At 73.5% G+C, this 13990-nt stretch carries 13 protein-coding genes; 5 read left to right on the top strand and 8 right to left on the bottom strand.

Features of this window, described 5'->3' with window-relative positions:
• Positions 1-77 precede the first annotated feature (77 nt).
• Genes ACIPK4_RS07590 through ACIPK4_RS07575 form a run of 4 tightly spaced genes read right to left on the bottom strand, consistent with a single transcriptional unit; the run spans position 78 to position 4204 of the window.
• A complete protein-coding gene (locus tag ACIPK4_RS07590; RefSeq protein WP_402309923.1) occupies positions 78-758 on the bottom strand; it encodes a response regulator in 681 nt (226 codons plus the stop codon).
• 9 nt (positions 759-767) lie between these two features.
• Positions 768-2135 carry a sensor histidine kinase gene (locus ACIPK4_RS07585; RefSeq protein WP_402309922.1) on the bottom strand — a complete coding sequence of 456 codons (1368 nt, stop codon included), beginning with the start codon at positions 2133-2135 and terminating at the stop codon, positions 768-770.
• Positions 2136-2145: 10 nt separating this feature from the next.
• Positions 2146-3357 carry an acyltransferase gene (locus ACIPK4_RS07580; RefSeq protein ID WP_402309920.1) on the bottom strand — a complete coding sequence of 404 codons (1212 nt, stop codon included), beginning with the start codon at positions 3355-3357 and terminating at the stop codon, positions 2146-2148.
• Positions 3350-4204 carry an alpha/beta hydrolase gene (locus ACIPK4_RS07575; protein WP_402309918.1) on the bottom strand — a complete coding sequence of 285 codons (855 nt, stop codon included), beginning with the start codon at positions 4202-4204 and terminating at the stop codon, positions 3350-3352. The genes ACIPK4_RS07580 and ACIPK4_RS07575 overlap by 8 nt, the downstream gene beginning before the upstream one ends.
• Before the next feature lie 408 nt (positions 4205-4612).
• Here ACIPK4_RS07575 and ACIPK4_RS07570 point away from each other — a divergent pair, with 408 nt between their 5' ends.
• Positions 4613-5197 carry an HIT family protein gene (locus tag ACIPK4_RS07570; protein ID WP_402309916.1) on the top strand — a complete coding sequence of 195 codons (585 nt, stop codon included), beginning with the start codon at positions 4613-4615 and terminating at the stop codon, positions 5195-5197.
• Between the two features lie 129 nt (positions 5198-5326).
• On the opposite strand, the gene ACIPK4_RS07565 is transcribed toward ACIPK4_RS07570, so the two are convergent.
• The 3 genes from ACIPK4_RS07565 to ACIPK4_RS07555 all read right to left on the bottom strand — a co-directional run bounded on the left by ACIPK4_RS07565 (position 5327) and on the right by ACIPK4_RS07555 (position 7286).
• The gene (locus ACIPK4_RS07565; RefSeq protein WP_402309915.1) at positions 5327-5929 is read right to left on the bottom strand and encodes a LysE family translocator; all 603 of its coding nucleotides are present in this window, start codon (positions 5927-5929) and stop codon (positions 5327-5329) included.
• 129 nt (positions 5930-6058) lie between these two features.
• Positions 6059-6640, bottom strand: a complete 582-nt coding sequence (locus ACIPK4_RS07560; RefSeq protein ID WP_402309913.1) for a MarR family winged helix-turn-helix transcriptional regulator — start codon at positions 6638-6640, stop codon at positions 6059-6061.
• Positions 6633-7286, bottom strand: coding sequence for a DJ-1/PfpI family protein (locus ACIPK4_RS07555; protein ID WP_402309911.1), 654 nt, complete (start codon positions 7284-7286; stop codon positions 6633-6635). The genes ACIPK4_RS07560 and ACIPK4_RS07555 overlap by 8 nt, the downstream gene beginning before the upstream one ends.
• 187 nt (positions 7287-7473) lie before the next feature.
• Here ACIPK4_RS07555 and ACIPK4_RS07550 point away from each other — a divergent pair, with 187 nt between their 5' ends.
• The 4 genes from ACIPK4_RS07550 (at position 7474) to ACIPK4_RS07535 (ending at position 13025) form a co-directional block, all read left to right on the top strand.
• The gene (locus ACIPK4_RS07550) at positions 7474-8838 is read left to right on the top strand and encodes an aspartate aminotransferase family protein (protein ID WP_402309910.1); all 1365 of its coding nucleotides are present in this window, start codon (positions 7474-7476) and stop codon (positions 8836-8838) included.
• A gap of 151 nt (positions 8839-8989) precedes the next feature.
• On the top strand, positions 8990-9670 hold the full coding sequence (locus tag ACIPK4_RS07545; RefSeq protein WP_054221264.1) for a GntR family transcriptional regulator: 681 nt from the start codon (positions 8990-8992) through the stop codon (positions 9668-9670).
• The gene (locus tag ACIPK4_RS07540) at positions 9667-12276 is read left to right on the top strand and encodes a glycosyltransferase (protein WP_402309908.1); all 2610 of its coding nucleotides are present in this window, start codon (positions 9667-9669) and stop codon (positions 12274-12276) included. Before ACIPK4_RS07545 ends, ACIPK4_RS07540 begins: the two co-directional genes overlap by 4 nt.
• 98 nt (positions 12277-12374) lie before the next feature.
• Entirely contained in the window at positions 12375-13025 is a 651-nt protein-coding gene (locus ACIPK4_RS07535; RefSeq protein ID WP_054221263.1) for a hypothetical protein, read from the top strand.
• Between the two features lie 48 nt (positions 13026-13073).
• On the opposite strand, the gene ACIPK4_RS07530 is transcribed toward ACIPK4_RS07535, so the two are convergent.
• A complete protein-coding gene (locus tag ACIPK4_RS07530) occupies positions 13074-13829 on the bottom strand; it encodes an SLATT domain-containing protein (protein ID WP_402309906.1) in 756 nt (251 codons plus the stop codon).
• Between the last annotated feature and the right edge of the window lie 161 nt (positions 13830-13990).

Below are 13990 nucleotides of genomic sequence, written 5' to 3'. Positions count from 1 at the left end.
GTAGGTCGGCCGTCCCCTCGTCCGCGTCGCCGCTGAAGGGGATATCCCGCCCTCCCTCTCAGGTACTACGCCGCCCCTCAGTAGCCCGTCGGACGGACCAGACCCGTCTCGTACGCGAACACTGCCGCCTGGGTGCGGTCCCGCAGCCCCAGCTTCACCAGGATCCGCCCCACATGGGTCTTCACGGTCTGCTCGGCCACGACCAGGTGCCCGGCGATCTCCGCGTTGGACAGGCCCTGCGCGATCAGCGACAGCACCTCCGTCTCCCGCTCGGTCAGTTCGTCGATCCGCGCCCTGGACGGCGCCCGCGGCGCCCCCATCCGGGAGAACTCGGTGATCAAACGCTTCGTGATGTTCGGCGAGAGCAGCGCCTCACCTGCCGCCACCACCCGGACCGCCTCGGCCAGCTGATCGGCCGACGCGTCCTTCAGCAGGAACCCGGAGGCCCCGGCGCGCAGCGCCTCGTACACGTACTCGTCGAGGTCGAAGGTGGTCAGCACCAGCACCTTGACGGCGGAGTCCGCTGTACCCGTGATGACCGAGGTGGCCTCGATGCCGCCCATGCCCGGCATGCGGATGTCCATCAGCACCACGTCCGGGCCGAGTTCGGCGGCCTTCGCCACCGCGTCGGCGCCGTCCACGGCCTGCCCGACGACCTGGATGTCGGGCTGCGCGTTGAGGAGGACGGTGAAGCCCTGCCGGACCATCATCTGGTCGTCGGCGATCATCACCTTGATCGGGTCGGCCGGAGTGCTCATGCGTCCTGTTCAGTCCTTCTTCGTCTCGGGATCCATGGGGAGCACGGCGCTCACCTCGTACCCACCGCCGGGGCGGGGGCCGGCGGCGAGCTCGCCCCCCAGCATGCCCGCCCGCTCCCGCATCCCCAGCAGGCCGTGCCCCGCGCCCTGCGACGGCGGGGCCGGCCGGGTCGCGGCACTGTTGGCGATGCACAGGTGCAGCTCGCGCGGACCGTACGCGACCCCGACCTCCACCCGCGAACCGGGCGCATGGCGCAGACAGTTGCTCAGCGCCTCCTGCACGATCCGGTACGCGGTGAGCTCGACGCCCGGGGCGAGGGCCCGCCGGACGCCCGCGATCTCGGTGGTGACCTCCAGCCCGGCGCTGCGCACGTTGTCCACGAGGCCGCCCAGTTCGGCGAGGGTGGGCTGCGGATGGTGCGGGTTCGCCGGATCGTCCGGCTGTTCGGAGCGCAGCACGCCCAGCACCCGGCGCAGTTCCGTCAGGGCCTCCAGGGCGTTCTCCCGGATGCCCGCCAGGTTCTCCTTCAGCTCCTCGGAGGGGTTCTCCACCAGGTGCGGGGCGACCTGCGCCTGGATGGAGATCACCGACATGTGGTGGGCGACCACGTCGTGCAGCTCGCGGGCGATCCGGTTGCGCTCCTCCAGCAGGGTGCGCTGCGCCCGCTCCTCCTCGGTGAGGGTCTCCTGCTCGACGAGCTTGCCGCGGGCCAGGCGGGTGGCCCGCAGCGCGTACCCGAGCAGGCCGACGAAGCCGTACAGGAGGAGCGCGGCCAGGACGGTGGTCTGGCTGTGCTCCGGTTTCAAGGACAGCTCGGCCAGACCGGTGAGGACGACGGGGACACCGACGGCCGCGACGGTCACCCGGGGCGGCACGCGCAGGGCGACCAGCAGCAGCACCGGTGCGAACGCGATCAGCCCTCCGGCCGTCCAGGGCCAGGTCTGCCCCGCCCCGACATCGCCGTGGATCAGCCAGGCGCCCAGCCCGCCGGCCAGCAGGCCGAGCCACCACCCGGCCATCGGCCAGAACATCGCGAGCAGGATCGACGCGCCGGTCAGGAGCGCCGCCACCAGCGGGGGACCGCCGGTGACGCCGTAGTGGTCGCCCATCTGTTCCGTGGTGAGGAAGCAGAAGAAGACGGCGACGTACCCGACCGCGACGTGCGGCAGCCGGTTGAGCCACCGCGGCCGGGACATCTTGGGCAGCGGATCCCACTCCACCGTGAGCAGGGCCCGGCCCAGGTCCCCCAGCCACCCTTCCCCGGGTGCGGAGACACGGCCCGGAGGCCCGCCCGGGTCGGCCGCCGGAGCCCCGGCGGCCGACCGACTCCGGTCCTGGGCCGGGGAGATGGCCGGGGGCGCGCTCTGCTCGTTCACACCGGTCAGCCTAGACATGGGTGATCTCCGCGGCCGGTGCCGGCGGGGAACCGGCTGCCGGGCGAGAGGCCGCGACGGTACTGGAGGAGCCGCTCCGCTGCGGCCGGCGGGCCTGCTCGTAGGTGCGGAACGCGGCCCAGCAGACGCCCAGCGCGGCCGCGAACACCGGCAGCCACAGCAGCCGGGCGGCTATCCACTGCGCGGAGTCGGGCACCGTGTGCAGCCCGGGCAGATCGGCCGGGGCCAGCAGCCCCAGGGCGGTGACGGCCATCATCGCGGTCTGGTGCCACAGGAACACCGTCATCGCGGACAGGTTCATCAGCGCCACCTTCGCCCAGACCCGGGGCCGCCGCATGGCTCGCTCCAGCGGCCCGCGGAGCAGCAGGGCCAGCCCGCACTGGGCCAGTCCGAACGTGGCCGCGGCCAGCGTCGGCGGGTTCAGGTTCGATATCGGGGCCCCGGGGACACCCACCATGGACGCCGGATACCCGCCCCACAACACCAGCGCGACGGTGGCGGCCGCCCCCGTACCCAGCAGCAGCGCGGCCGGGCGCCGCCCGGTGAACGCCCCGCGCGACCAGGCGGCTCCCAGCGTGTAGGGGACGAGCCAGCCGGCGGCCACATTGACCCAGCCGATCCATTCGGGCCCGCCGAGGCCGAACCGCCAGACGTCCACAGCTGCCACCACGGCCAGCGGCCACACCGGGGCGAGCCGCGTCACGAGCGGCGTGGCCGCGGTCAGCGCGGCGAAGACGAGAAGGAACCACAGGGGTGAGAGGACGAGCCTGAGCAGCGTCTCGACGGTGCCCGGCTCGGCGCCACCGAGGAGCAGACCGCCCGCCGTCACGCTCCACAGGACGAGCACCGCCGCCACAGGCCGGAACAGCCGCGACAGCCGCTGCCCGATCCATGTCCCGTACGGGACCCCGCGTGCGCGGGCCGAGGCGTAGCCGCGGGCGGCGACATGACCGCCGACCAGGAAGAACACGGCGAGGGTCTGGAACAGCCAGGAAACCGGCGCCAGCCAGGGCAGGTGGGCCAGCGGACTGGTCGTGCTCAGGCCGCCGTCGGCCGTGGTCAGGGCGGTCACCAGCCAGTGGCCCAGCACCACGCCGAGGATGGCGAAGGACCGCAGTGCGTCCACGGTCCGGTCCCGGTCGGCGGGTGTGCCGGAGTCGATGCGGTCCGCGAGGACGGACCAGCGGGCGCGGAGCTCAAACACGGGAAGCCTCCGGGGTGGCCGGGGAGGTGCCGAGGACGATGCGGGTCAGGCTGTCGAGGGACACCGTGCCGGGCTTGAGGTAGTCGCTGTGCCCGCCGGGGCCGGCGGCGAACGGCCGGGCCCCGAAGGCCGGGTCCGCGGGGTCGGTCCCGAAGCCGACCCCGCCGAGACGAACATGAGGGACGTCGGCGATCCAGTCGGAGCCGCCCCGCCCGGCCCAGACGCGGGCGGCCGTCGGCAGCCCCGCGGCAGAGCCGGCGCCCGTGCCTGGACTGCCGAACAGGGCGATATCGGTGACCTGGGGTCCGGTACCGGTCCGGGCGCAGACCACGGAGCCGTACGAATGGCACAGCAGGGAGAGCCGGGCGCCGGGTGCGGCGGCCCGCGCCAATCGGTCGAGGAAGGGGCCGAGTTCGGCGGCGCCCGCATCCGCCCGGCCGGCGGTCAGGACGCTCGCGCTGACCGTGCCGGGGGTGTCGTACCCGAGCCAGGCGACCACGGCGGAGCGAGGATGCTCGGCCTGGAGGCGCTGCTGCAGGGCGACCGCCCCGGCACGGAACCTCTGGTAGGTGTCCAGCGTGGTGTCGGAACCGGGCACCAGCACGGCGACCCGGTCGGCGGTCTCCAGATCGCCGAGGACTTCGACGGCGCGCCCCGCGCCTCGGCCGTCGAAGACGAGGAACCGGGCCGCCCCCTCCGCCCCCATGGCACGCAGCTTCGCGGCCCGCCCCGAGCGCCCGGCGGCCTCCGCCATCCGGGCCGCCTCGGCGAGGTTGGCCCGGTTCGCCGCGTACCGGTCCGGGAGCGCGGTGTGCTCGGCGAGGACGGCGGGCGCCGGCGCGGGCACAGCGGGAGAGGCGGCGGCGGACACGGGGAGCACGACGGCCGCGGCGACGAGACCGGCCAGCAGGGTCCGACGCAGACGGTTTTGCCGGCGTCCGACCCGGTGCCCCTCCGCGCGGACTGCGCCGTGGTCATCCAGGCGTCCTGACGGGCGACTTGCCGGGCGTCCTGCGGGGCGTCCTGTGGGGCGGGTCATGGCGGTTCCCTGTTCCTTCGCTCGGTCCAGCGGGGCTGAAGGGGCGTCTTCTCTGGTATCGAAGTTAGGAATTGGGGCCCCTCGTCGGCGTCCCGCTGGGGAGCGGCCTTTTCGGGTGGCTCTCAGGTATGACAGGGCAGACCTGAGAGCCAGGGGCGACGAGACGGGGTTCCACCCCCGGACGTCCTCCCCGAGGCGGTTGGCTAAGGTCCCGGAATGACCGAGGACGAGAACCTCAACCATGGTGATTCCCGACGCGGTTCCCTCCCCGAAGGCCCCGCCACCGGCTCCATCCCCACCCCCGGCTCCATCCCCGCCTCCTCTCCCGGCGGTGACTGGCGCGCGGACCGCATCGGCAGCGCGCACCGCGGCGAGAAGCCGACCGTCCTGCGCCGCCTAGGCCAGGGGTTCGCCGTGATCGGGGACCGGCAGTTCCTCCCCGGGTACGCGGTACTGCTGACCGACGACCCGTCAGTGACCCGGCTCTCCGACCTGCCGCGGGCGCGCAGGGCGGCGTACCTCGCCGACATGGAGCGGCTCGCCGAGGCCGTCGAACGGGCCTGCCGCCGCCTCGACCCGGCCTTCCTCCGCGTGAACATCGAGATCCTGGGCAACACCGACCCGTACCTCCACGCCCACATCTGGCCCCGCTACGCGTGGGAGCCCACCGACCGGGTGCGGCGGCCCGTGTGGTTGTACGGGGAGGAGTACTGGAGGGGGAGCCGGTACGAGCTGGACGAGCGGCACGACGGGCTGCGCGTCGCCATCGGGGAGGAACTGGACCGGCTCGGCACTGGCTGACACCAGGGCCGGCAGGAACACAGAGTCACCAGGGCCGGCAGGACCGACCGAGTCACCAGGGCCACCAGGGCCACCAGGGCCAGCAGGTCTACCAGGGCCGCCGGTCCCGGCACCCGTACCCCGCCGGGGCTACGGCGTCGTCGCCACGCGCACGCCGAAGCCGATCAGGACCACACCCGTCGCCCGGTCCAGCGCCCGGCGGACGCGCGGCCGGGCGAAGAACCGCCGGGCGCGCGAGAGGACGTACACGTACGTGCCGAGCCAGATCACCGTCAGGGCGAGATGGATCAGGACGAGCAGCGCCATGCCGGCGGCCGGGCGGAGCCCGGACGGGGCGAGGGCGGGCAGCAGCCCGGTGTAGAAGACGGCGATCTTGGGGTTGAGGGCGTTGCTGACGAGTCCGGTCCGCCAGGCGCTGCCCGCGGCCCCGCGCACGGCGGGCGGTTCCGCGCCGGGCCGGCGCAGGGACTGGACGCCGAGGAAGCAGAGGTACGCGGCGCCCGCGAGCTTCACCGCCAGGTACACCTCGGCCGACGCGGCGAGCAGCGCGGCCAGGCCGGCGACGGTGAGGGCGCCCCACAGCAGGAGACCGGCCGCGATCCCGGCGACGGTGCGCAGCCCGTCGGCGCGCCCGCGGGAGACGGCGCGCTTCGTCACGACGGCCATGTCGGGGCCGGGGACGAGCGTGAGCAGTGCCAGGACGCCGGTCGCGGTCAGGAGTTGCGTGAGCACGCGGCTCCGTCTGCCACCGGGGTCCCACGAGCCGTCCCGCTCCTCCGTCCCGCTCCTCCGTCCCGGTCCTCCGTGCGGCTGGGCGGTGCGGCCGGTCCGTACCGTCGCGAACAGACGAGCCGTGCGGCTTCACTCGTCGGCCGGCACCTCGCGCGCGGGGAGCAGCAGGGCGTCCAGGGCCGTCGTGAGGCGGTCCAGGACCTGCACCGTTTCCGCGAAGGCCGCTTCGCCCAGTTCCTCGGCGAGACGGTCGGCCAGGGCGGCGTGGGCAGGGGTGATGCGGGCGACGGCGGCGCGGCCCTCCTCCGTCGGCCGGAGCAGCTTCGCGCGGCGGTGGGCCGGGTTCGGCACGTACGCGGCGAGCCCCTTGGCCACCAGCAGGTCCGCGATGCGCTGGACGCTCTGCCGGGTGATGCCCATGACGCGGGCGATGCCCGCCACCGGCAGCGGCTCCCGGAGTGCCGCGCCCAGCACCTGCCACCAGGCCGCGGTCAGTCCGGCCGGCCGTGCCAGTTCCTCCGAGAGCGTGAGGAACCGGCCGTTCAGCCCGAACACCCCGAGGGCGGTGCGGCTCAACAGGTCCTGCCGGGCCCGTTCCGGCGAGGGATCGAGCGCGGAACCGTGCGAGGGTCCGGGGACGGAGCCGGGGACGGAATCGTGCGAGGGCCCGGGCACGGAGCCGGGCGCGGAATCGGCCACGGGATCAGGCATCGCCGCGCTCCGCAGCCGCCATCAGGACGGGGAACGCGCTCGCGTCCGAGTCGTGGAACAGCCGGTACCAGGCGTCCAGGACCTCCGGAGCGTAGGCGTCCAGCCGCGCGAAGACCTCCCGGGCGAAGGCCACGGGTTCCGTGGGGCCCGCCGTGATCAGGTTGCCGTCCGTCACCGCGTCGGCCTCGACGTACCGGTCGGCGGCCGCGTAACCGGGCTGCTGGGCGAGGTAGCCGGCGGCCGCGCTCGTGTGGGTGCGGCCGTTGAGCAGGCCCTCCCGGGCCAGGCCGGCCGTCGCGCCGCAGATCGCCGCGACCGGTACGCCGGCCGCCAGGAACTCCCGTGCCTTGGCGGCGAAGGGCGCCAGGTCGTCGCCCGCGTCCCACAGCGAGGCGCCGGTCAGGATGAGGAGGGAGGAGTCCTCGGGCGAGAGGTCTGCGAGGGCTAGGTCCGGCTGGATGCGGACGCCGCCCATCGTGGTGACCGGGGTCGCGGTGGTGAAGCCGACCGTACGGACGCGGTGGCCGCGCTGGGTCAGGTGGGCGGTGGTGTGCCCCGTCTCCCAGTCCGCGTAGGTGTCGTACACCGCGAGGTGAACCGTTCCTGCAGCCGGGCCGCCGGAAGTGGTGGTGGTGTCGCCGGTCATGTCGCCGCCTCCTCCATGAAAATCCACGGGCTATGACAGGAGGCTGTCATGACGACAGTGTGCTGTCAATCACGTCCGTCACAGCCTCCTCATCGCATTCCGTACAGACAGACTGCCGAGACCCGGCCCCCGCCCGCAGACAGTCCGCCCATATCCCGTCCCACCTGGGCACTTCTAGCGTCGCCATATGACCCCTCATGTCACCACCGAAGCCACCGGTGCGGCCGTCAAGGCCGCCGACCGCGCCCACGTCTTCCACTCCTGGTCCGCCCAGGCCCTGATCGACCCGCTCGCCGTCGCCGGAGCCGAGGGGTCGTACTTCTGGGACTACGACGGAAACCGCTTCCTCGACTTCTCCTCCCAGCTGGTGAACACCAACATCGGCCACCAGCACCCCAAGGTCGTCGCCGCGATCCAGGAGCAGGCCGCCCGGCTCTGCACCCTCGCGCCCGGCTTCGCCGTCGACGTCCGCTCCGAGGCCGCACGCCTCATCGCCGAGCGGACCCCGGGCGACCTGGACAAGATCTTCTTCACCAACGGCGGTGCCGAGGCCGTCGAGAACGCCGTACGGATGGCCCGGCTGCACACCGGGCGCCAGAAGGTGCTGTCGACCTACCGCTCCTACCACGGGGCCACCGCCGCCGCGATCAACCTGACCGGCGACCCGCGCCGCTGGCCCTCCGACACGGGCGCAGCCGGCGTCGTGCACTTCTGGGGCCCCTTCCTCTACCGCTCGCCGTTCCACGCCACCACCGAGGCCGAGGAGTGCGAGCGCGCCCTCGCGCACCTCGCCGACACCATCGCCTTCGAGGGGCCGGCGACCATCGCCGCGATCATCCTGGAGAGCGTGCCCGGCACCGCCGGGATCATGACCCCGCCGGCCGGCTACCTCGCGGGTGTCCGTGAGCTCTGCGACCGCCACGGCATCGTCTTCGTCCTCGACGAGGTGATGTCCGGCTTCGGCCGGACCGGCAAGTGGTTCGCCGCCGAGAACTGGGGGGTCACCCCCGACCTGATCACCTTCGCCAAGGGCGTGAACAGCGGATACGTGCCGCTCGGCGGCGTCGCCATCTCCGGTGCCATCGCCGAGACGTTCGCCACGCGCCCGTACCCCGGCGGACTGACGTACTCCGGCCACCCCCTGGCCTGTGCCGCCGCGGTGGCGACGATCAACGCCATGGAGGAGGAGGGCGTCGTCGAGCACGCCGCGCACCTCGGCGAGAACGTGATCGGCCCGGCGCTCGCCGAGATCGCCGAGCGGCACCCCTCGGTCGGCGAGGTCCGCGGGCTGGGCACCTTCTGGGCCCTGGAGCTCGTCCGGGACAAGGGGACGCGCGAGCCGCTCGTCCCGTACAACGCGGCCGGGGCCGACAACGCGCCGATGGCCGAGTTCGCGGCGGCCTGCAAGGCCTCCGGCCTGTGGCCCTTCGTGAACATGAACCGGACGCACGTCGTCCCGCCGTGCACCATCACGGAGACGGAGGTCAAGGAGGGCCTGGCCCTGCTGGACGAGGCGCTGACGGTCGCGGACCGCCACACCACCTCGGCGTGACCCGTCACACCACCTCGGTGTGACCTGTCGCCCCACCTCGGGGTTACACGCGACGTCGCCCCGGCGTGACGCAAATGGTCCGCGTGCGATCGGTTTCAGCCTTGCTGCCTGGCCTAAGGTGTCCGAAGTTCACTTAAGGAGACGGACCCCTATGCCAGGCAGCGGCGCTGTCACCCGCAACACACTTCGCCAGCAGATCGCGGACGCGCTGCGCGACGAGGTGCTCGCGGGACGCCTGCCACCGGGCACCGAGTTCACGGTCAAGCAGATCGCCGAGCAGTACGAGGTCTCCGCGACCCCCGTACGCGAGGCCCTGGTCGACCTCGCGGCCCAGGGGCTGCTGGAATCGGTGCAGCACCGGGGCTTTCGCGTGCGCGTGTACTCGGTGGACGACTACCGGGGCATGATCGAGGCCCGTACGCTCATAGTGGACGGGATCTTCCGGCGGCTCGTCGAGCGCGGCACCGCGCCCGGCTCCGGCGAAATGCTGGTGTCGGTGCGCCGTCGTGCCGAGGAGGCGTGCCGGGCCGCGCAGAGCGGCTCGCTCGAAGTGCTGATCGGCTACGACCTGCGCTTCTGGAGGGAGCTGAGCGGGCTGGTCGGCAACACGTACATCTCGGAGTTCCTGCACCGCATCCGCGTGCAGTGCTGGGTCTTCGCCGTACCGCACCTGAAGGCGGCTCCGGATCTGCACACCGGGCTGTGGTCCGGCCACAACGAGCTGGTCGACGCGGTGACCCGCGCCGACGCCGACGAGGTGCGAAGCCTCGTGTACGCGTACAACCAGCACGGCCTGGACTGGGCCGCGGGTCTGAAGGCGGCCGGCGCGTGACCCGCACGGACAGCACGAGCGGCACGGAGGGCACGGACGGCACGGACAGCACGAGCGGCACGGACAGCACGAGCGCAGCGGCCGGGCCGGCCCCGGTCTGGCTCGGCGCGGTCGGGCTGTCCGTCGTGATCCCCGCCCACGACGACGAGCACCGGATCGGCTCCGCGCTCGAAGCCTTCCGCGCACATCTCGACGCCCGTCTCGGCGCCGGCCCCGGCGACTGGGAAATCGTCGTCGTCGACGATGCCTCCGCCGACGCCACGGCCGCCCTCGTCGAGGCCGCGGCCGCCGACGACCCCCGGATCCGGCTGATCCGCTCCGAGCACCACCGCGGCCCGGGCGCCGCGCTGCGCGCCGGAGTACTCGCCTCCGCCGGTGAGCGCGTCCTGCTCGCCGACAGCGGCCTCAAGACGCCGCCGGCCGAACTGGACCGGCTGGAACAGGCCCTGGCCCCCGCCCGGGCCGAAGCCCCCCGGACCGACGGACCCGCGGCCGACGAGCCCCGGACCGACGGACCCGCGGCAAACGGGCCCACGGCCGAAGACCCCCGGGCCGGCGCCAGCCCGGCGAACGGGCCCGCGCCCGCCCCGGCCCCGGTCGCGGCCCTCGGCCGGTCGGAGAACCGCCTGGTCCGCGCCCTGGGCATCCCGGGAATACCCGGATTCCGCACCGGCAGCTGCACCTTCGCGCTCTTCGACGGGGACCGGGCGCGGGCCGCCTTCGGCGCCTCCCGCCTCGACGGCCCCGCCATCGACGCCGAAGTGCTGCGCTGGGTCCGCCGGCAGGGCTGGCGCGTCACCGAGGTCCCGGTGCGCCGCAGCGCAGCGCCCGCCCCGCGCCCGCCCCGGCCCCGCCGGGCCGCGGGCGCCCGGCGCCGCGCGCTCGTGGAACTGCTGCGGCTGAACGCGGGCGGTCTGGCCGTCGCGGCCGTCTTCCTCGCCCTCTCGGCATACGTCTTCCACGGCCTGTGGGCGGACCTCGACGGCCGCTACCTCAAGGACGCGCTCCAGGACCAGAACCAGTGGGAGTGGTTCGTCGGCGTCACCACCGACAACATCACCCACCTGCGCAACCCGCTCTTCACCCTGGCCCAGGGCATGCCCGACGGCGTGAACCTGATGGCCAACGCGACGATGCTCGGCCTGACCGTCCCGCTGATCCCGGTGACGCTCCTGTTCGGGGAGACCGTCACCTTCGTACTGGTCCTCACGCTCGGCATGGCCGCCAGCGCGTGGACCTGGTACTGGCTGATCCGCCGCCGCTTCGTGCACGGCCGCTGGGCCGCCGCAGCGGGCGGGGCGTTCGCCGCGTTCGCGCCGCCGATGGTCTCGCACGCCAACGGCCATCCGAACTTCGTCGTCCTCTTCATGCTCCCGCTGATCATCGACCGGGCCCTGCGCCTGTGCGAGGGCCGGAACGTGGTCCGGGACGGCGTCCTGCTCGGCCTGTTCGCGACGTACCAGATCTTCCTCGGCGAAGAGCCGCTGCTCATCGCCGCGCTCGGCATGCTGCTCTTCTGCCTGGCATACCTGCTGGTCGACCGGCCGCGCGCCCTGGAGGCCGCGCGGCCCCTGGGCCTCGGCCTGGTCATCGCCGCCGGCGTCTGCGTGCCGCTGCTGGCCGTGCCGCTGTACTGGCAGTTCTTCGGGCCGCAGAGCTACCACTCGGTCCTGCACGGGGACAACGCCGGGAACAGCCCGCGCGCCCTGGTCGAGTACGCCGCCCGCTCCCTCTTCGGCGACGCCGAGACGGCCGGCCGGCTCTCGATGAACACCACCGAGCAGAACGCCTTCTACGGCTGGCCCCTGCTGGCCTTCGGTGCGGCCGTGTGCGTGTGGATGTGGCGGCGTACGGTCGTCCGCGCGCTCGCGATCACCGGCGCCGCGGCACTGCTGCTGTCCCTCGGGCCGTGGGTGCCCGTACCGCACACGGACGTCGTGCTGCCCGGTCCCTGGCGGCTGATGGGCAAGGCGCCGCTGTTCGAATCGGTGATCGAGGGGCGCGTGGCGATGGTGTGCGCACCGGTGCTGGGCGTGCTGCTGGCGCTCGCGCTGGACCGGATCGTACGGATGCGCAGGCGCGAGCTGCGCACGCTCGGCCTGCTCGGGGTGGCGGCCGCGCTGATCCCGGTGCTGCCGCTGCCGCTGGCCGTGCGGGAGCGGGAGCCGGTGCCGCAGTTCATCGCCTCGGGTGCGTGGAGGGGTTACGTCCAGGACGGCGAGGCCCTCGTCCCGGTGCCACTGCCGGACCCGGGCCAGGCGGACGCGCTGCACTGGCAGGTGGAGGCGGACTTCGGCTTCCGGCTGGCCGGCGGCTACTTCAACGGCCCGTGGGGGCCCGATCGCATCGGCATCTACGGGGCCACCCCGCGGCACCTCTCGAACCTCCTGCGGGACGTCCGCTACGGGGCCGAGCCGCCGGAGATCACCCCGCAGTGGCGGGAGCAGGCCCGGCAGGACCTGGAGTTCTGGAAGGCGGGCGCGGTCGTCCTGCCGTTCCAGGACCGGGACACGGAACTGCGCGACCTGCTCACCGGGCTGCTCGGGCAGGAGCCGAAGAAGGTGCAGGACGTATGGGTCTGGAGGGTGGGCCGGGGACAGCCGTAGCGGGCTGTTCCGCCCCAGGTTCTGCGCAGCCCTTCGCGGAGGGTGTTCGGCGCGCACTACGCTGGCCGGATCGGCGACACCGACTGATCGGAGCCCGCGTGGCCTGTGACCTGTGGCTGGTCCCCCTTGTCGACGTGCTGTGCCACAGCCCCGACAACCCGTTCGCGGAAGAGATCGCCTCGTACGACAAGGCGCTGGGCGAGGCGGGACTGCCGTCCGTGCCCGTGTTCGCCTACATGCCGGGCCTGAGCGGGGACGTGGCCCCCGTCGCCGGCTTCGACTACGACGCCCTGCACTTCCTGCGGCGGGCCTACCTGCTGCAGATCTGCGGACTGCCGGTGACGCCGGTGGACGAGCTGGGCGGGGACTACGAGCAGCTGCTGGAGATGTTCGAGCCGACGGCGCAGCAGTCGCACCTGGTGTGGCACTACGACCACGCCGGGGCGTACGTGCCGGTGGACTTCGCCGCTCCGCTGGCCAACGAGGAGCTGTTGGCCGGGGGTGGGCCGCTCGGGTCGGCGCAGGGGCTGCTGCGGGAGCTGATGGTGGTGGCGCCGGCGATCGGGATCGACCCGGGGAACCCGCCGCTGGCGCCGGCCGCGCCGGGGCGGCCGACGTCGCTGGAGGAGCCGGCGGGGCCGATCCCGTACGACGAGAGCCCCTTCGCACGGGAGCGGCACGTGTGGCTGGGCCTGCACGCCGCTGCCACCCGGAGCCTGGGCCAAGGCTCCATGATCATCTTCAGCTGACCCGCGTCCTGCCCGCCCGCCCCCCGCGCCGCCGCTCCCACCCAGGGGTCAGCGGGGTTGTTCCGGGGGGCGCTGGCGGGGCATGTTCGGGCGGGTGCCCGGCGGGAGCGGGAAGCGGGTCGGCGGCAGGCCCGCCTCGGCCCGGGACGACGGGGCGCCGAGCGACTGCATCACCAGCGGCGCCGGCCCGGACGAGAACTCCACCATCCACTCCGCGGTCTCGGTCCGCACGAGCTCCGTCACGTCCTCCGAGAAGCGCCGCAGGACGGTCAGACACCGCTCCGCCGCCTCGCTCGCCGTTCCCTCCGTCGGGCCCAGGACCTCCCGTACGTTCTCGGAGGCCCAGTCGAACTGCAACGTCTGGAGCCGGCGCTGGACCGCCTGCGCCGTCGCCACGTCCCGCATCCAGCCCGACGTCAGCCCGAAGAACCGGTCGCAGGCCAGACAGGCGGCGCCCAGCAGCAGCGACAGGTATCCGTACGGCAGCACGCCGGAGGCGGACCCGGTGAGCTCCAGCAGCGGCATCGAGGCCCCGGCGATCGCCCCCGCCGCCGCGCCGATCCGCAGGATCCGTGCACCGCGGCGCTTCCACGCCCGGTCGGACAGATACCACTCCGCGGTGCGCAGCGCATCCGCTTCCACCCGCCGGTAGAGCTCGTCCAGCCGCTCGGCCGGCTCGCCCCAGTCCCCCAGAGGGAACGGTCCGCCGGTCAGATCGCCCGCCGCCATCGGTCCGCCGCCCTCCTCCCGGGGATCCCGGGGATCCCGGGGTGGCCCCTCGGGCTGCATCTCCGGCTGGCTCACCCGGCACTCCCTCTGCCTGCGCTGACGTGTGGTGGTGCGCGTGTGCGCAATGATGCGCATGCTCTTCCTACCTTCGAATGGCGGCCGATGGGCGACGAATCCCCGGTTTTCCGCCCGCAAGGAGGGCTCCATCAGGTACGCGCGCGCCCCGTCTCTCACTC

It is taken from the genome of Streptomyces sp. NPDC086989 (assembly GCF_044745505.1).
Classification (GTDB): Bacteria; Actinomycetota; Actinomycetes; order Streptomycetales; family Streptomycetaceae; genus Streptomyces.
This window is presented reverse-complemented; position numbering and strand designations above follow the sequence as displayed.

What these genes read in the sequence shown, in the direction of transcription:
- ACIPK4_RS07570 (WP_402309916.1), top strand. Translation starts at nt 4,613, where the DNA reads ATGACCGAGGACGAGAACCTCAACCATGGTGATTCCCGACGCGGTTCC.
- ACIPK4_RS07545 (WP_054221264.1), top strand. Translation starts at nt 8,990, where the DNA reads ATGCCAGGCAGCGGCGCTGTCACCCGCAACACACTTCGCCAGCAGATC.
- ACIPK4_RS07590 (WP_402309923.1), bottom strand. Translation starts at nt 758, where the DNA reads ATGAGCACTCCGGCCGACCCGATCAAGGTGATGATCGCCGACGACCAG.
- ACIPK4_RS07555 (WP_402309911.1), bottom strand. Translation starts at nt 7,286, where the DNA reads ATGACCGGCGACACCACCACCACTTCCGGCGGCCCGGCTGCAGGAACG.
- ACIPK4_RS07550 (WP_402309910.1), top strand. Translation starts at nt 7,474, where the DNA reads ATGACCCCTCATGTCACCACCGAAGCCACCGGTGCGGCCGTCAAGGCC.
- ACIPK4_RS07560 (WP_402309913.1), bottom strand. Translation starts at nt 6,640, where the DNA reads ATGCCTGATCCCGTGGCCGATTCCGCGCCCGGCTCCGTGCCCGGGCCC.